At 66.5% G+C, this 16880-nt stretch carries 19 protein-coding genes; 9 read left to right on the top strand and 10 right to left on the bottom strand.

Going from position 1 to position 16880, the window contains the following annotated elements:
- Positions 1-45 precede the first annotated feature (45 nt).
- From HMUK_RS18035 to aglJ, 4 genes are all read left to right on the top strand, one after another.
- Entirely contained in the window at positions 46-180 is a 135-nt protein-coding gene (locus HMUK_RS18035) for a hypothetical protein (protein ID WP_015763443.1), read from the top strand.
- Between the two features lie 236 nt (positions 181-416).
- A complete protein-coding gene (dph2, locus tag HMUK_RS12030) occupies positions 417-1463 on the top strand; it encodes a diphthamide biosynthesis enzyme Dph2 (RefSeq protein WP_015763442.1) in 1047 nt (348 codons plus the stop codon).
- A 527-nt stretch (positions 1464-1990) separates the two neighbouring features.
- On the top strand, positions 1991-3541 hold the full coding sequence (locus HMUK_RS12025) for an ATP-binding protein (protein WP_015763441.1): 1551 nt from the start codon (positions 1991-1993) through the stop codon (positions 3539-3541).
- Positions 3542-3584: 43 nt separating this feature from the next.
- Positions 3585-4619: an S-layer glycoprotein N-glycosyltransferase AglJ gene (gene aglJ, locus HMUK_RS12020; protein ID WP_015763440.1), complete on the top strand. Its 1035-nt coding sequence runs from the start codon at positions 3585-3587 to the stop codon at positions 4617-4619.
- Here the strand turns inward: aglJ and HMUK_RS12015 are convergent.
- A complete protein-coding gene (locus HMUK_RS12015; protein ID WP_015763439.1) occupies positions 4616-4945 on the bottom strand; it encodes a hypothetical protein in 330 nt (109 codons plus the stop codon). The genes aglJ and HMUK_RS12015 overlap by 4 nt on opposite strands.
- A 138-nt stretch (positions 4946-5083) precedes the next feature.
- Positions 5084-5440 carry a winged helix-turn-helix transcriptional regulator gene (locus HMUK_RS12010; RefSeq protein ID WP_015763438.1) on the bottom strand — a complete coding sequence of 119 codons (357 nt, stop codon included), beginning with the start codon at positions 5438-5440 and terminating at the stop codon, positions 5084-5086.
- Between the two features lie 220 nt (positions 5441-5660).
- Here HMUK_RS12010 and HMUK_RS12005 point away from each other — a divergent pair, with 220 nt between their 5' ends.
- Entirely contained in the window at positions 5661-7343 is a 1683-nt protein-coding gene (locus tag HMUK_RS12005) for a rhomboid family intramembrane serine protease (RefSeq protein ID WP_015763437.1), read from the top strand.
- An 8-nt stretch (positions 7344-7351) separates the two neighbouring features.
- On the opposite strand, the gene HMUK_RS12000 is transcribed toward HMUK_RS12005, so the two are convergent.
- Together HMUK_RS12000 and HMUK_RS11995 are read right to left on the bottom strand one after the other, a co-directional pair.
- A complete protein-coding gene (locus HMUK_RS12000; protein ID WP_015763436.1) occupies positions 7352-7975 on the bottom strand; it encodes an METTL5 family protein in 624 nt (207 codons plus the stop codon).
- Between the two features lie 67 nt (positions 7976-8042).
- Positions 8043-8297, bottom strand: a complete 255-nt coding sequence (locus tag HMUK_RS11995; protein WP_015763435.1) for a hypothetical protein — start codon at positions 8295-8297, stop codon at positions 8043-8045.
- A gap of 156 nt (positions 8298-8453) precedes the next feature.
- Between HMUK_RS11995 and HMUK_RS11990 the strand changes: the two genes are divergently transcribed.
- Entirely contained in the window at positions 8454-9515 is a 1062-nt protein-coding gene (locus tag HMUK_RS11990) for a S1C family serine protease (RefSeq protein ID WP_015763434.1), read from the top strand.
- An 81-nt stretch (positions 9516-9596) separates the two neighbouring features.
- Here the strand turns inward: HMUK_RS11990 and HMUK_RS11985 are convergent, their stop codons facing one another.
- From HMUK_RS11985 to HMUK_RS11970, 4 genes are all read right to left on the bottom strand, one after another.
- Positions 9597-10499: a hypothetical protein gene (locus HMUK_RS11985; protein ID WP_015763433.1), complete on the bottom strand. Its 903-nt coding sequence runs from the start codon at positions 10497-10499 to the stop codon at positions 9597-9599.
- Entirely contained in the window at positions 10496-11674 is a 1179-nt protein-coding gene (gene priS, locus HMUK_RS11980) for a DNA primase small subunit PriS (protein WP_015763432.1), read from the bottom strand. The genes HMUK_RS11985 and priS overlap by 4 nt, the downstream gene beginning before the upstream one ends.
- A 93-nt stretch (positions 11675-11767) precedes the next feature.
- Positions 11768-12115, bottom strand: coding sequence for a DUF6249 domain-containing protein (locus tag HMUK_RS11975; protein ID WP_015763431.1), 348 nt, complete (start codon positions 12113-12115; stop codon positions 11768-11770).
- 88 nt (positions 12116-12203) lie between these two features.
- Positions 12204-12683, bottom strand: coding sequence for a GNAT family N-acetyltransferase (locus HMUK_RS11970; protein ID WP_015763430.1), 480 nt, complete (start codon positions 12681-12683; stop codon positions 12204-12206).
- A 119-nt stretch (positions 12684-12802) separates the two neighbouring features.
- Here HMUK_RS11970 and HMUK_RS11965 point away from each other — a divergent pair, with 119 nt between their 5' ends.
- On the top strand, positions 12803-13894 hold the full coding sequence (locus tag HMUK_RS11965; protein ID WP_015763429.1) for a DoxX family protein: 1092 nt from the start codon (positions 12803-12805) through the stop codon (positions 13892-13894).
- Positions 13895-13913: 19 nt separating this feature from the next.
- On the opposite strand, the gene HMUK_RS11960 is transcribed toward HMUK_RS11965, so the two are convergent.
- The gene (locus tag HMUK_RS11960; RefSeq protein WP_015763428.1) at positions 13914-14351 is read right to left on the bottom strand and encodes a type IV pilin; all 438 of its coding nucleotides are present in this window, start codon (positions 14349-14351) and stop codon (positions 13914-13916) included.
- Positions 14352-14434: 83 nt separating this feature from the next.
- On the opposite strand from HMUK_RS11960, the gene HMUK_RS11955 reads away from it, so the two are divergent.
- On the top strand, positions 14435-15301 hold the full coding sequence (locus HMUK_RS11955) for a translation initiation factor eIF-2B (RefSeq protein WP_015763427.1): 867 nt from the start codon (positions 14435-14437) through the stop codon (positions 15299-15301).
- Positions 15302-15457: 156 nt separating this feature from the next.
- Here HMUK_RS11955 and HMUK_RS16815 read toward each other — a convergent pair whose 3' ends face one another.
- A complete protein-coding gene (locus HMUK_RS16815; RefSeq protein ID WP_015763426.1) occupies positions 15458-15655 on the bottom strand; it encodes a hypothetical protein in 198 nt (65 codons plus the stop codon).
- Positions 15656-15798: 143 nt separating this feature from the next.
- On the opposite strand from HMUK_RS16815, the gene HMUK_RS11950 reads away from it, so the two are divergent.
- Positions 15799-16803 carry a mechanosensitive ion channel family protein gene (locus HMUK_RS11950; protein WP_015763425.1) on the top strand — a complete coding sequence of 335 codons (1005 nt, stop codon included), beginning with the start codon at positions 15799-15801 and terminating at the stop codon, positions 16801-16803.
- The last annotated feature ends 77 nt before the right edge of the window (positions 16804-16880 follow it).

Genomic DNA, 16880 nt, shown 5'->3' with positions numbered 1-16880 from the left:
CCACCGGGGGAGCAGGCTTTTGGGGGTAGAGCGGTAAGCCAGTGTATGGCATTGACACTCGTCGGTGGCGCGATGCTCGCCGTTCTGGCCTTCGGATTCGTCGCGTTCGGTGACCGGATCGCGGATCGACTGGCGTCGGTCGACGACGCCACACAGGAGCTTCTCCTCGACGAGTCCTGAGGCGGAGTGTCGTCGCCGTCTGTCCGGTCGAGCCCACGCCATCGTGAGATCGATCCGGTAACGATCTACGATACTTCGTACGGGACGCTGTCCGTCTGTCACACGTCTCGCCACCACGAGTAGCGAACGCGGCGACGAACGGACAGCGGGTCGTCCGAGCGGGGCTGTGTCCGTGTGGCCGGGGATACCGTCTGGAAGCGCGCTTGTTATACGCGCCGAGGCGCTACGGCGGTCCAATGAGTCAGGACCGCAGCGAGGGGGATCTCCGGGCGACTGGGCTCGCTCTCAAGCACGACCGCGAGTGGGACTACGAACTCGACCGCATCGTCGAGGAAGTCGCCGACCGCGACGCAGAGACCGTCGGCCTCCAGTTCCCGGAAGGGCTGAAGCGCCGCGGACCAGCCGTCGCCGACGACCTTCGGGACGAACTGCCAGACGACACGCAGGTGATGATCTCGGGCCAGCCCTGTTACGGTGCCTGCGACCTGGACACGTACCTGATGCGCCGGACCGACGTGTTCGTTCACTTCGGCCACTCCCCGATGAAGGAGTCGGACAAGATCATCTACGTGCCGCTGTTCTCGAACGTCGACGTGTTCCCGATCATGGAGCAGGCCCTCGAATCGGAGCTTCCCGCTCCCGACGAGGACCCCGAGGTCGGGCTCGTGACGACGGCCCAGCACATGAACAAGTTCGACGAGATGCGCGGCTGGCTCGAAGAACGCGACTACGAGGTCCACACCCGCAAGGGCGACGAGCGACTGACCCACGAGGGACAGGTGCTCGGGTGCAACTACGCCAGCGCCGAGGTCGACGCCGACCAGATCCTCTACGTCGGCGGTGGCAAGTTCCACCCGCTCGGGCTGGCGATGGAACACCCCGACAAGAAGGTCGTCATCGCCGATCCGGTCAACAACGCCGTCCACGTCGCCGACACGGAGAAGTTCATGAAACAGCGGTACGCCTCGGTCCACAAGGCGATGGACGCCGAGCGGTGGGGCGTCATCTTCTGTACGAAGATCGGACAGGGTCGCTGGGACCAGGCGACCGAGATCGTCGAGAACAACGACGACGCCTACCTCATCACGATGGACGAGGTGACGCCGGATCGACTGACGAACTTCGGGATGGACGCCTACGTCAACACGGGGTGCCCGCGGATCACGACCGACGACGGCCCGCAGTTCAAGAAGCCGATGCTGACGCCCCAGGAGTACCGCATCGCAATCGGCGAGGAGGACCTGGAGGAACTCGCCTTCGACACCTTCCACGGCACCTGGTGACGCCGTCGGCCGCGCGTTCGTGACGACCGCGGTGGCCAGGGCTCGGCGGCGGTGTTCAGATAAGCAGCAGCACTGACTGACATATAGACACCGAAAGCCCTCGGCACGCTCGGCGGTTCTGTGGCGGATATCTTCACTGCGTTCGATAGTGCCGCCGCAGAACCGCCGACCGCACCTCGCCCTTTCATCCACCAGGAATCGGCTGGTTCACCGTCTGAAACTTGGCGGATGAAAGGGCGAGTGCTGCGTGACGGCGGAGCCGTCACGTTATAGCCGGCCGGGTCCACCGGCCGGCCCTTGCGGGAACCCCGGCAAAGTCTGCTCACGGGCGCAAAGCGCCCGTTCGCACGGCCAGAGGGACTCGGAGAGTCCCTCTCGGCAAGCACGCGGAGCGCGCGCAGCGAGCCGCGGGACCGCAACTGCACGAGGGCTTTCGGTGCCTCGACGATGCTACTCTCGATCTCTTATCTGAACACTACCGGCTCGGCCGCCAGAGGATTGAAGCGGTGTCGTGCCCACTAGCTGGCATGGACCCCGAGGGCGGTGACGACACGGCCGACGCGTCGACGCGTCACCTCGAAGCGCTACAGGACCTCACGTCGGCGATGGCCGACGGAGACGGCACTGTCGAAGACCGCATCGGGCGCGTGCTCAATGTCGGGTGTGAACACCTCGGATACCCGAACGGATATCTCTCGGCCGTCACCGACGACAGGTACGAGATCGCCGTCGCGGCCGGCGAAAACGCGGCCGACGCCGTCGGCGACACGTCGCCACTCTCCGAGACGTACTGCCGACACACGCTGTCCGACGGTGATCTGTACACGATTCTCGATGTCAGTGAGAGCGCACCGGACGATCCGGCCTACGACAGGTGGGGTCTGGAGACGTACGTCGGCGTCCCGATCGAAGTCGACAGCGAGACCTACGGAACGCTCTGTTTCGGGGATCCGTCGGAGCCGAGGTCGACGCTGGATCCCTGGCAGGGAGTGCTCCTCGACACGCTTCGTCGGTGGGTCGAGTCGGAACTGGAACGGGAGCAGATCGCGTCGCTGCGGGACCGCAACGAGCGACTCCTCGAAGCGACGTTCGACTCGCCGAACGTCTTCGTCGGGATCCTCAAACCGGACGGAACGTTGCTGCGTGCAAACGAGACGGCGCTTTCCTTCGCCGGGGTCGACGTCGACGACGTGCGTGGCCATCCCTTCCCGGAGACGCCCTGGTGGAACCACGACGACGAACAGCGTGCGAAGTGCCGCGACGCGATCGAGCGGGCCGAGAGCGGCGAGACCGTCGAGTTCGAGGGCACACACGTCGGGGCCGACGGCAGTCGCATCAAGACGGCCGTCACGGTCCGGCCGGTGTACGACGACGGAGCCGTCTCGGAGATCGTCGCGGAGGGGCTCGACATCACCGACCTGCAAAACAGGAAAGAACAGATGGACTTCTTCAACGGGATCCTCCGACACGACATTCTCAACGGGATGAACGTCGTTCGGGCGCGGGCCGAGCGACTCGAAGCCGACCTCGACGGGGAACTCAACGACCACGCACAGACGATCCTGGAGTGGAGCGACGACATCGTCGAGCTGACCCAGAAGGTCCGCTCGGTGCTGTCGACACTGTCCGAAGACGGTCTGACAGACCCGGAGCCGGTCGATCTGCGAGCGATGCTCGAAGCGGCGTCGAGCCGTCCGACGAGCGCGGACCAGCACTGCTCGGTGTCGATCGACGTGCCGGCCGTGACCGTCGCTGGCGACGAACTCCTCGACGACGTGTTCGCCAACGTCATGCTCAACGCCGTCGAGCACACCGAATCGTCGCCGTCGATCGAGGTGACCGCGACCGAGGCCGCCGAGACGATACGGGTCCGAATCGCGGACGACGGTCCGGGGATCCCGCCCGAGCGGCGACCGTCGGTGTTCGAACGCGGTGCCCGGCGAAACGGGTCGAGTGGCACCGGGTTCGGGCTGTACTTCGTGGACGTGATGGTCGACTCCTACGGCGGTTCGGTCTGGATCGAAGAGAGCGACCGGGGCGGCACCGCCGTCGTGATCGAGTTGCCCCGTGCCGGATAGCCCACCAGTATATATTTGAGTCCGCGCAGTCGACTGGTCAACAATGGCCGATCGAGACGACGTGTGCGTTCTCGTCCCGACGTACAACGAAGCGGCGACGATCGGCGATGTCGTCGCCTCGTTCGTCGGACAGGGGTTCGAACACGTGCTCGTGATCGACGGCGGTTCCGACGACGGCACGCGGGAACTCGCAGCCGAGGCCGGCGCGAGGGTCGTCGAGCAGTCGGGCACCGGACGGGGATCGGGCAAGGGGCAAGCGGTCCGCGAGGCCCTGAATCGCCACGTCGAACAGCCCTACGTCCTCATGCTCGACGGCGACGCCACCTACCGGCCCGACGAGGCCGACCGGCTGCTGGAACCGCTGTTCGACGGACGCGCAGAGCACGTCGTCGGGAACCGCTTTGCCGATATGGAAGCCGGTGCGATGACCCGATTGAATCAGGTCGGCAACGGGATCATCAACACGGCGTTCTCGGTCATTCACGGCCGAGATCTGACGGACATCCTCTCTGGCTACCGGGCGTTCACGCTGGAGTCGGTCAGGCAGTTCGACCTGACCGCAGACGGGTTCGGCATCGAGACGGAGATGGCCGTCGAGTGCGTCAAACAGGGGGTCTCGACGACGGTGGTGCCGATCACCTACCAGGCCCGACCCGACGACTCGGAGACGAATCTGGATCCGTTCAGCGACGGTGCGGTGATCATCCTGACGCTGTACCGGATGGCAAAGACCAACAATCCGCTGTTCTACTTCGGGAGCGTCGGCGTGGCGAGCGCACTCGTCGGGGTCGTGCTGGCGATCTACGTCGCCTACGAGTGGTTCGTCGTCGGCGTCTCTCACGAGGTGATCGCGCTCGTCGCCGCCTCGGGGCTGCTCTTTGGCATCCAGTTGCTCATGTTCGGCGTCCTCTCGGACATGATCGTCGCACTGAATCGCGAGCAGACCCGACGGCTGAGCGAGATCGCGCGCCAGGTCGGTAACGAATCGACCGCGGCCGACGCCGTCGGCGACGGCACGGAGCCCAGCGCGGAGGGAGAATCGGACGGGGAGCGGGCCAGTTCGACCAGTCGTCCCTAGAAGGGGACCAGCGCCCGAAGCTGCGAGAGGAGACTGTTGCTCGTGGCTTCGCGTCGGGCCTCGAACACCGGGTGGAGGGTGTTGAGCAGTTCCTGCTCGTTCTCGAAGCTCGTCTTCGGTACCTGTTCGAGCGCCTCCGCGACCGTGATCGAGTGGCCCGTGGCGTCGAAAGGGACCTCGCGGTGCCCGATCTCGGACCGGAGCGTCTGTTTGTCGGTCGGGTACTCGATATCGGCGTCGCTCAGTGTTCCGTCGAGCGCGGCGATACCGAACTCGATCGCGTCCGGTTCGTCGCCGTCGTCGTCTGCCGGTGGCCGGACTCCCATCGAGTCGACAGTGGTACTTGCAGGTGGAAAAAGCTACGCTGTCGGACCGTACTCGTGTCATACGCATTACCGAAGGTGCGTGCTGGCGAGCGTCGCCACGGGAGAGACGACTATCGGGAAACCGCTACACGATCCGCGTCACTGCGTCTCGATCTCCGGCGTCGCGACGGCGTCGTCGAGCCACTCGTCGGCCCAGTCGCCGATCTCGTCGAACACCGGTGCGAGCGCCTCGCCCTTCTCGGTCAGCGTGTAGTAGGTCGCGACCGGTGCAGCCTCCTCGACGCGACGGTCGACGAAGGCGCGGTCCTGCAGGTCGTCGAGGACCCGCGAGAGCGTGCGGGAACTGGTGCCGGTCTCTCGCTTGAGTTCGTTGAACCGCTGTTCGCCGTCGAGCAGTTCGTACAGCACCGCCAGTCGCCACTTCGATCCGATCAGGTCGAAGGACTCGACGACCTGGCAGGTCTCGTCTGGCTCCGGGGAAAACGTGGATGACATCTGTTGGCTCTTACCCTCTCGTTGTCGCCAGCGAGATATATAGGTTCGGTTCCGAACCAGGTAACAGAGTGATACCCGATTTCTGATACGGAAAGTTGTAGGTCGTTACCAGATCGACCGCACACCGTCGTGCGGTCGACTGGGTAAACGCCTACAACCGTCCGTATGAGTCCGACCCGTCGCCGCCAAGGATAAGCCACAGCCGTTCCATGATCGGGACATGCTACCGGGCCCGATGGATGCGGTTCCGTCGTGGCTGCCCCTCAGGACGCTGACCGTCCTCCTCGCCGCCGCGGTCTCGCTGGGGGTCGCGCTCGTCGCCAGCGACCGCACGGATCGGCGACTCGGCGCGCTCCGTCGGCGTCTGTTGCTCGGCGTTCCGTGGGGCACCGCGCTCACAATCGGCGCGGTCGCGCTCGTCTACCTGTTCGTCCAGGGCGGCATCGAGGACCCCAGAGATCCGCTGGTGATCCCGTTTCGATCCTGGTCGTATCGCTACCCGCTGGGCATGGTGACGGCGGCGTTCACACACTCCAGTCTCGGGCACGTGACGGGCAACCTCGTGGCGACGGCGGCGTTCGGCTCCGTCGCCGAGTACGCCTGGGGCCACTACCCCCGAAAGCGAGGCGCTCACTCGTTCGGATCGGCCCTGACGAACCCGTTCGTCCGGATCCTGATCGTTCCCGCCGGGGCGCTCGTCGTCGGGCTGTTCACGTCGCTGTTCGCACTGGGACCGGTCGTGGGGTTCTCCGGAGTCGTCTTCGCCATCGCGGGCTTCGCACTCGTCCAGCGCCCGCTGACGGCACTGCTGGCCTTGCTGGCCGATCAGGTCCTCGGATTCCTCGTCGTCGCGGTCCAGACCCCCCGCGTCGTCGCCGTGCCGCGTCCGCGCGTCATCACGCCGTGGTGGGCCAGCATCGCGATCCAGGGCCACGCCATCGGGCTCTTCGCTGGCATCTTGCTCGGGTTCGGCCTGCTGTACTACCGGGACCGCTGGCCGGACCCGACGCGGCTGTGGTTCGGGCTCCTCGTGTTCGCGGAGTTCCAGGGGCTGTGGGCGCTGTACGTCCCGGAAGGAAACGGCCGATTCGTCCTGTTTCGGTGGCTCGGCGCGGCGGTCGTCTTCGTGCTGGCGGCGGTCGTGATCCTCGGCATCTGGGACGGCGACGAGCGGGCCGGGTCGCGACTCGACTGGCTCGTCGAGCGCCGGCTGCCCGAATCGACGGCAGGGGTCCACACTGTGGGGCTGGCCGTCGTCCTCGTCCTCTTGCTCGGACTGAGCGGCGCGGCGATCCCGTACAACGTCGCGCCGATCGGCGACTCGCCGGCCCCACAGCCGACGGTCGAAGTCCGAGACTACACCGTCAGCTACGGCGAAGACGTGCCCGACGGCTACGTCCGGAGCGTCTCCCTACCGTTCGTCGACGATCCGACGGCGATCAACACCAGCGGCGTCGTCGTCACGAGCCAGCGACGCCACGTCTGGCAGACGGTCGTCCTCGAATCCCAGCTCCGGAACCGCGGTTTCGCGACCGTCGAGGTCGGCGGCGTCGGCTGGCGGCGAAACGTCCACGTCAACCGCACGGGCTGGCGGCCGGCCGGCAACGACAGCGTCTACAAGGTGTACCTCAGGCCGGCCGGCGACGAGCGGACGCGTGGCTACACGAGCGAGCCGCGCCGAGCCGACCCCGTCGTCGCCGGCCGGAACGTCACGCTGGTCCCGACCGACGGGGGGTTCGCCTTCGCGGTGTCCAGAGAGGGCCGTACGCTCGCCACCGCGTCGGTGCCCGGCCGGAACCGGACGACAACCGCTGGAGGGCTCACCTTCCGGCGCAACGGCTCGCAGGTGTTCGCGAGCGACGAGGGGACGCGAGTTACGATCGCGACCCGCGAGGCGGCGTAGAACGGCGACTACCACTCGACCCGGTACACTTCCGCGGTGACGGCTCGCGACTCGTCCTCGTGGTGGTCGAACTGGTGTGGGATCTCGAACTCCGTCTGGTAGGAGTCGGTGACGGTGCCGCCGTTGTCCGCCGCAAACGAGCCGACGAACTCCTGGCTGCCCTCGTTGTGAATCGAGTAGGAAACGTCCGCGATCGCGGCCGTCGTCTCCAGGAAGGCCCGGTCGGCGTGTTCGTTGCCCGACTGGGCCCCGAACGGCGGATTCATCACGACCGTCGTCCCGTCTCGATCCGGTCGCAGCGGCGCGTTCTCGGCGTCGCCCCGGACCCAGGAGACCGACGTGGCCGACGCGACCTTCCGCTCGTTGTCCCGAGCGGTCTGTAGCGGTGCCGGATCGACGTCGAGCCCGACGGTTCGCTCGGGGCCACGCAGCGCCGCGCCCAGCGTCAGCATCCCGGTCCCACAGCCCAGGTCGACGATCGTGCGATCTTCGATGTCTCCCCGAAGGTCGGCGAGGTGGATCAGGTGGGCCGCAAGCTCCGGCGGCGTCCGATACTGTTCGAGCGGGGCTCGCGGATCGTCGAACCCTGCCACCACGCCGAGTTGCTGGGCCAGCGCTCGCTTGGTCGACATTGCCGACTACTACTGGAGAGACGTTCAAAAGGTTAGTGACTGGTCGGACGGTCCCGGCGCGATCCCGTCACTGAACTGTCGGCTTGCCCCGTGCGTGTTTGATCCAGCGGTCCATCTGTTGGTTGAGACACCAGAACAGGACGACCACCATCGCGACGAACGCGAGCAGCACCACGACCGCGAGCACGATCGGATTCTGGGCCGGCAAGCCAAGCAGCAGTATCAGCGACGCGACGAGCATCATCTCCAGTGCGCACCTGATTCCGGCGAACAGGAACGGCGGATGTGGAACGTCCGACAGCTCGCCGCCAGATCCAGCCATAGCTACGGATACGGTAAACCACTACCTCAAGCTTGTGTCCGTTTCGTCGACAGGTCTGAGACTCGCGGCGTCCCAGCGCGGCCGTTGTCTCCACCGCCCAGAGAGTGAAACGTCGTCTGGCCGTGGGTTTATTCGATCGCCGCCGATAGTACGCCCATGGACGATCAGCAGACGCGTCGTGGCGTGTTGGGTTCGATGGCGGCGGCCGTCGGTGCCAGCGTCGCGGGCTGTCAGGCCCCCGCGCTGGACGCGACCGCCGGCTCCGAGGGGCAATCGGCCAGCGACGGCTACAGCGCCGTCTACGAGCAGGTGGTCGACTCCGTCGCGACGGTCCGTACGTACACCGAGAACAGTCGCGGCGGTCAGGGGAGTGCGTTCGTCTACAGCGACGACTACCTCGTGACCAACGAACACGTCGTCGGTGACGCCGACGAGATCTACGTCCGCTACCGCGAGTCGGGCTGGATCGAGTCCGCCGTCGTCGCCGTCGACGCCTACAGCGATCTGGCCGTCATCGAGGTCACCGACAAACCGGCGAGTGCCACGCCGCTGTCCTTCGTCGAGGCCGACCCCGGCGTCGGGACGGAGGTGGTCGCCATCGGCAACCCGTTCGGGCTCTCGGGCTCGGTCTCGGCCGGGATCGTCAGCGGCGTCGACCGGACGCTCCCGGCGGCGAACGGCTTCTCGATCCCCGACGCCGTCCAGACCGACGCGGCGGTCAATCCGGGCAACAGCGGCGGCCCGCTGGTCACGCTCGACGGGACGGTCGTCGGCGTCATCAACTCCGGCGGGGGCGACAACATCGGCTTCGCCATCTCGGCGGCGCTCACCCGCAGGGTCGTCCCGTCGCTGATCGACTCCGGGGCCTACGACCACTCGTACCTCGGCGTCCGGCTGACCGATCTGACGCCGCCGATCGTCGAGGCAAACGACCTCCGGACGGCCGAGGGCGTCTACATCGACGAAGTCGTCACGGACGGACCCGCCGAGGGCGTCCTGGAGCCGTCGAACGGCGAAGAAGTCGTCAACGGCGTCAGAGTCGGCGTCGGCGGCGACGTGGTCGTGGCGATGGACGAGACCCCGACTCCCTCCCGGCAACACCTCTCCTCGTTTCTCGCACTGGAGACGACGCCGGGCGACACGATCGCCGTCGACGTACTCCGCGAGGGATCCCGAGAGACGGTCGATCTCACGCTGGGCGAGCGACCGGAGAGATAGTCGTACGGACTCGTCGATCGTTCCCGAATCGACCGCACGACTGCGTGCGGTCGACCTGGCAAACGGCGACGATACTCCGTCTCAGTCGAGGCGTTCGGCGGCGTCCCGATCGACCAGCGGCGCGGCGTTTTGCTCGGGGAGCGTGACCACATCGTCGGTCGAGAGGTCGTACTCGCGCTGGTCGATCCCGAAGATCTCGCCGACATCGTCCGTGATCCGGACGGTCGCGCGCTCGATCGTCGGCGTCGCCGGCTCGTCGCCGGTGTCGGGCGCGTCCGGCGAGGTCGGCCCCGCGTCGTCGGACGGGGGCGAGGGTACCGTGCCGCCGTCGGAGGCCGGCGACTGCTCGCCGGCCAGCGGGTCGTCCCGGCTGGCACCCCCCTCTGGCGGACCGTCCGGCGGCGCGTCGGGCGGCAGGTCGACGCTCTCGTCGCTGCCCATCAGGTCGGCCGCTTCGATCGTCGTCGGCTCGTCGCTCGGCGAGGGGTCGGCGGGCGGCTCCGGCTCGGGTTCCGGCTTGGCGTCGTCGGACTCGGACGACACCTCGTCCGTGGGGCTCTCGTCGGCTCCCGCGTCCTCGACAGCGTCCGGCGTCACGTCGCCAGCGAGCACGTCGAAGACGTGATCGCGGTTGTTCTCGATGGCGCTAACCAGCGTCTCGAAGAGGTCCCGCTCCTCGCGGGTCAGCCCCTCCTCTTCGGCCGGCATGTCGGCGGCGGCCAGCGACGCCATCTTGACGATCTTGCCGACGCGGCGCTCGTAGATCGCTTCGACCGTCGACTCGGCGGTGTTGATGTCGTCGGTCAGGCGGTTGACTTCCGGGGCGTCGAAGGGGTCGTCGGCCCGATCGGCCACGCTGTCGCGCTCCTCGCGGAGCTGCTGGATGAACTCCCCCGCGTCGGCGTAGAACGACTCCCGCAGCTGCTGGAGGCTGTCGGTCTGGCGCTCGCGGGACTGGACTGACTGGAGTTCGTCGAGATTCATTCTGGGCCTTTCTCGGCGCGGCCGCGGGCCATCGCGAAGACGCCCACGTGCTCTGGATAGGTTCCAATGCCCGGTTCCAATGTAAAGCTGTCGCCACCGAGTTCGACCGGGCCGCCGTCAGTGACTTCGATCGTGATGTCGTGGCCGCGGAAGGTCTCCGGAACGGCGTCGACCAGCGGATCGAACTCGTCGATGTCGTCGCGCTCGATCCGCCGTACTTCGAGACCGCTGCCGCCGTGGAGGCTGCCGGGCAGACGGATCAGGCGGTTCGTGTCCGTCGTCACCGGCTCGTCGATCGGGGCGTTGTCCATCGCGACGACCTCGGTCATCAGCGGCTTGGCGATCTGGAAGAAGGCCGGATGCACGTCGATGTTGCCGGCCGCGAGCTGGTCGTAGTTCTGACGGGCCGCGCTGAGCGCCGCCGTCGCCTTCCCCTCGCCGATCCCCTCGTACTCCATGAGGCGCTCGATCGCCGCCTCCTCGTCGCGTTCCAGCAGGTCGTCGACGACGCTCATCACGTGGCGGTGAGCCCGGCGGCTCCACCCGCCTTCGGTCGAGAGCGTCCGCTTCTGTGCCGGCGAAGACCGCCCCGCCGTTCCGGCCACGGCCTCCTCGTCGACGAGCTGTTCGAACTCCAGCCCGATCCCGCGGACGTAGTCGACGATCTCCCGGCGCGCGTCCCGTTCGAGCTGCTGGATGCCCGCGTCGCGCACGTGGACGTGGTACCCTCGGCCGCCGGAGAAGACGACGGTCAGGTCCTCGAAGCCGAAGTCGTTCTCCAGGAAGTCGAGCAGTCGGAGCAACGCGTCCTTGCACTTTGCGAGCATCTGCGCGTAGCTGTCTTCGCCGAGTTCGACGGCGGGCAGGTGATCGGCGTCGAGGTCGAAGACGAGGTCCGAGGACCGCCACTCCTTGGCGCTCATCGAGGAGGCGCTGGGGTCGCGGTACCGGCCCGCGGAGAAGTAGACGTGTTTGGGCCGCTTGCGCTGGAGGAACTCCCCCAGCTCGCCCAGATCCAGCAGCGAGCGGTGTCGGACCATCGTCTCGCCGGGGCCGTCGGTCCACGGAATAAAACCCCACTCGCGCTCGTTGGCGTCCGGCGGCGGGGTGAACTCGCTGCGGCGATAGTGGTCGCCGAAACGTCCCCGAAGGTACGCCTGCGTCCGCTCTTCCATCTGAACACGTCTTTGCGGACGGCCATCAAAGGCGTTGCGCCTCTCGGTTCGACGTGTCTGTCGGAGTGATCGAACTGACGCGTGCCGGCGGTATCAGTCGCCGTCGGAGCGGGCGCGCTCGATGCCCTCCCGACGGCGGACGAAGTAGTACGCCAGCGCGGCGAGACCGAGAAACGCCGGGACAGCACCCTGAACGCCCGGTGCGCCGGCCGCGAAGCCGTTGATAGCGCTGCCGATACCGTACCCGAAGAGGAGGAATCCGGCGGCCAGTACCCACGCAGGGTTGGGATCTTCGGGGTACCGGCCCTGTTCGATGAGCGCCATCTCCTTGCGGTGGTCGACCCAGATGGCGAGTGCGGACAGGCCGATCGCGAGGAGGATGACGACGAACACGAATCCGAGAACGAGCGTGCTTTCCACCAGTCCGACCTGAAGAACCATACGTGAGTGTGACAGATCGGGGGAATAAACGTGCCGGTCAGCCGAGCGACGACTGGAACGACCCCGTCACAGCCGCCTGGCGTGACGCTCACCCGCGCAGGAGATTCGAGAGCTTCTCGCGGATCGAAGCGTCACCGAGCTTGAGGTAGTAGGCGTCGCCGCCGTCCTCGTAGTAGTTGTCGATCTCGCGTCGGCGTTCGAACCCGAGGTGTTCGTAGAACGAGATCGCCGCCTGATTGGTCGCACGCGCGTGACACGTAACGCTCCCGTAGTCCTCCGAGACGCGAGCGATGAGTCGCTTGCCGAACCCGTGGCCGCGGTACTCCTCGTCGACGGCCAGAAAGAGGATGTAGCCGTCACTGCGGACGGCCGCGAAGCCGATGAGGCGGTTTCGGGAGCCGTCGACGTAGAGGTAGACCCGAGATCGTCGGTAGGCGTCGCTGAAGAATCCGTGTCGCTGTCTGAGGACGCCCTCACGCTCCCGGATCCGCTCTTTGAGCTTCCAGGCGGCATCGACGTGATCGTCGTTCCCGCGATCGACGACCCGCGATTCGACGTTGACGCTCACTGTCCCCAATAGCCTCCAGGAAAGTATAATTTTACCGGTCGGGTTTTTGACACCGGGACCACAGGACTCGGCCGTGTCGTCGGGGGCAAGGTTAGGCGTCGCCGGCCCTAACAGCGTGTATGACGTTCTCGAAGGTCTCTCGTGTGGCACTCGCACTCGTCGGGCTCGCGGCCATCGCTCGACCGGCCGCTGCGCACGTCGACTACGTGACCGATCCGACCGGTGATGCGGTCGACGCGATTGCGTTCGTTCGCGAGACACTGGCGGTGCCGGTCAACGCAGCGCTGTTCGTCGGCAGCGGTGCCGTCGCCGTCACCGGACTGGCGTTGTACCTGCGGTACCGGCCTCGTGTCCTCGATATCGAGATTCTCCGCGCCAAACTCGCGACCTACGAGGACCTGATCCCGTGGATGTTGCGCCTGAGCCTGGGGCTCCCGCTGGTCGGTGCGGGCTTTCAGGGGTACCTGTTCGCACCGACGGTGTCGTTCGATCCCACCGCGAACCCGCTCTTGCGCCTCGCGCTGATCGGCGTCGGGTTCTGCCTGCTCTTCGGTCTCGGCACGCGAATCGTGACCACCTTCGGGATGGGACTGTACGTGCTGGCACTGGCCGTCAGTCCCGACGCGCTGCTGGCACTGGAGTACGTCCCCGGTTTCGTCGCGCTGTTCGTCCTCGGCGGCGGTCGCCCCAGCGCCGACGACATCCTGCTGGACATCGCCTCGACGGAGGGATCGATCTACGGGCGCGTCGACCGGGTCCACCTGCTGAAAGCCTGGCTCGACGAGCTGACGGCCCCGTACCGCCGGTACGTCCCGACGGTGCTACGCGTCGGCCTGGGCGTCTCTTTCGTCTTCCTCGGCGTCACGCAGAAGCTCGGCGATCCGGCGCGATCGCTCGCAGTGGTCGAGAAGTACGACCTCACGGCCGTCGTCCCGGTCGATCCCGGCCTCTGGGTGCTCGGAGCGGGCGTGACCGAGGCCGTCGTCGGACTCGCGCTGATCGTCGGCCTGCTGACGCGAGCCAGCGCCGGGGTCGCATTCCTGCTCTTCACGACGACGCTGTTCGGCCTGCCGCAAGATCCCGTGCTGGCACACGTCACGCTGTTCGGGATGGCGTCGGCACTGGTAACCCTCGGGAGCGGCCCGCTGTCGCTGGACCGGCTGCTCGGCGAGGAGCCGGCGGGCGACGCTGAGACGGTGTCGGCGAGCTAGTGCTGGAGACGGAATCGAGTCATTGCTCCGACGGCCACTGGTCGAGCGTGGTCCGGTTGCCCTCGTAGACGTACTGCACCTCGATCTGTGTCGAAGCTGTCACCGGCGTGCCGAAGGCGTTGTTCTCGCTGAGCTGGACGATGTCGCCCGGACCGACGGTCGTCGTCTCGTTGGTCCCCGCCGCTGCCGCCCAGGTCGTGTCCTGGTCGGCACCGACGAAGTGGATCTTTCCGGCTTCGAGTTCGTCGCCGCGGTCGTGGGTCACGATGAGCGTGTTGCTCTGCTCGACGTGATCGTAGGTGAAGTTCGCCGACGGCGGGCCGGTCTCCTGGCTGTCTGCCACGAGGACGTTCAGTCCGACCGAGGCGGTCACGACGACGGTGATGCCGACCAGAATCGCGACGCTCGTGCTCTCGGAGATCGCTCGCTCGTCCAGCGGCGACCCGATCGACACCATAGCCAGTGGATGGTGCGCGTCCGCAGTTAAATATGATTCGGCGATGGGGAAAGCCCTTGGTGGCGGGGGTCCGAGCCACGAGTATGATCGACGAGACCGTCGAGGAGATTTCCGAGATGCAGACCCACAGCTCCTCCGTCGTCGCCGTGAAAGCAGCGAGAGCGCTGTCGGCACTCGCCGACCGCGAGTTCCCGACCACCGAGGAGTACGTCCGGGCGCTGGAGCGAAACAGCAGCGCACTTCGACGCGCGAACCCGTCGCACGCGTCGTTGCACACGACCCAGCGGGCGATCGTCGAGCGCGTCTCCGGGGCGGACCTCGATAGCGTCGCGGACGCGAAAGCCGAGACCGAAGCCGCGATTCAGGCCGTCGTCGAGCAGGTCGAGGCCGGCAAAGAACGGGCCGCAAAGCGGTGTGGCGACCGCCTCGATCCCACGGCGACGCTCCTCACGCACGACTACTCCGCGACCGTGATCGAGAGTATCGAGCGTGCGATCGAGACCGCCGACGGGGAAGTCGACATGACGGTGTACGTCACGGAAGCACGCCCCCGATATCTCGGTCGCAAGCTGGCTCGATCGATGGCGGGGATCGACGGCGTCGACGTGCGCCTGATCGTCGACAGCGCCGCCGGCCACTATCTCTCGGAGTGTGATCACGTACTCGTGGGCATGGACTGCATCGTCGACGACACGCTGTACAACCGCGTCGGGACGTACCCGATCGCGGCGGCCGCCGCCGATCAGGGCGTTCCAGTGACCGTCGTCGGATCGGAGTCGAAACTGATCGACGGCGGCTTCGCGTTCGAAAACGAGTTCCGGTCGGTCTCGGAGGTGATGCGAGAGCCGGCGGAAGGGTTCTCGATCGAGAACCCGGCCTACGACGCGACGCCGACGCGTCTCCTCGACAACGTCGTCACGGACGAACGCGTCGTGGAATACGACGAGTGATGCCGACGGCCGTCAGTTCGCAGGGGGCGTCACCACCCGGGTCGGAGAGATCGGTCACAGTCGTCGGTGACAGTCAGTGAACTCCGATCCCAGGAGAGTGCGACGGGTGTGAATCACTTCGGTCGTCACTGTAGACGCCCGGCAAAACGAGACGAACTACCGCGTCGCGACCGTCGAACGGCAGTCCGGGCAGACGAGTTCGCGCTCGTCGGCCGTGGCGCGGACGATCCAGTTTCCGTCGGCGGAACTCTCGAATTCGCAGGTCGGACAGAAGAGCAACGACTTCCGGCGACCGGTCGTCGGTGGCGGTGCCTCTGCACTCGCTGCAGTGCAGCGTGAGTCGATACTGGTCATCGACTGTGCCTAGCTGGTGGACGGTCAAGTACCTGTTGGCTAATTGTTTAATTGTTCCTGTAGTACGGTGTTGTACCGCGATAACGCCTGCCGTGGTCGGGCGCTACGCAACCCTTTTATCCGGAGACGCGGATTGGACGAGCATGACGACGGGTGGCGTCTCGGGGGCCCAGAGCGGGACAGCGACGCCGACAGCGTCGCCGACCGGGACGCTCGAATCGCCGGTGCCCTACGGGATGTTTCCGGGCGTGCCCGACTGGATACTGGATCTGGGTGCGGTGGTCGTGGTTCTCGCGGTGGCGTACTTCGCCTCGCGGCTCGTCGTGCTCGTGTTCGGTCGGCGCATCGCGCGTCGGTTCCAGCGGCCGAGTCTGACCCGGACCGCGATCAGAGGGATCCGGGGCGCGGTGTTCCTGATCGCTCTCCTGTCGATCCTCCGTATCTACGGGCTCAAGCTGAGCGACATCTCGCTGTCGGTCGCCGTGTTCTCTGCCGTGGTCGGTGTGGTGATCGCTCCGGTCGTCGGTTCGATCGTCAGCGGCGTCTTCCTGCTCGCGGACCAGCCCTACGAGATCGGTGACATGATCGAGCTCTCCGACACCGATACGCGGGGCTTCGTCGAGGACATCACGCTCCGATACACGAAGATATTCACTCTCGACAACACGTTCATCGTCATTCCGAACGGGACGATCCGGGAGCGAGACGTGGTCAACTACTCCGCAGAGGACCCCCGAACGCGCCTGCGACTCGACATCACGGTGACCTACGAGGGCGACCTCGACGAGGCCAGGCGGATCGTCGAGCGCTCGGCCCGACAGGTCGACGCCGTCATCGAGGGCGGGCCGGACATCCGCGTCGGTGCGGCCAGATACCCCGCCGCGCCGACGTGTTACATCAACAGCTTCGCCGACCACGGCGTCCAGCTCACGCTGCGATACTGGGTCGACGAGCCCTACAAGCTGCTCGCGACCCGCTCGAAAGTCCAGACGAACGTCTGGGCCGCGCTGGAAGACGCCGACGTGGAGATCGCCTACCCCCACTCGCATCTGCACTTCGACGACACCAGCGGCCAGATGCGGGTCGCGATGGAGGAGGGAGCGCCCGACGATCCGTCACCCGATCCCGACCGCGACGGTCCGGTGTGATGGCGACGACGATCCCCACGAGAGAACATTAAAAAGGCGACCCGAATAGATTCGCGCTCGTTCCTCGGCCACAGGAA

This window comes from Halomicrobium mukohataei DSM 12286, from assembly GCF_000023965.1.
Taxonomy (GTDB): domain Archaea; phylum Halobacteriota; class Halobacteria; order Halobacteriales; family Haloarculaceae; genus Halomicrobium; species Halomicrobium mukohataei.
This window is presented reverse-complemented; position numbering and strand designations above follow the sequence as displayed.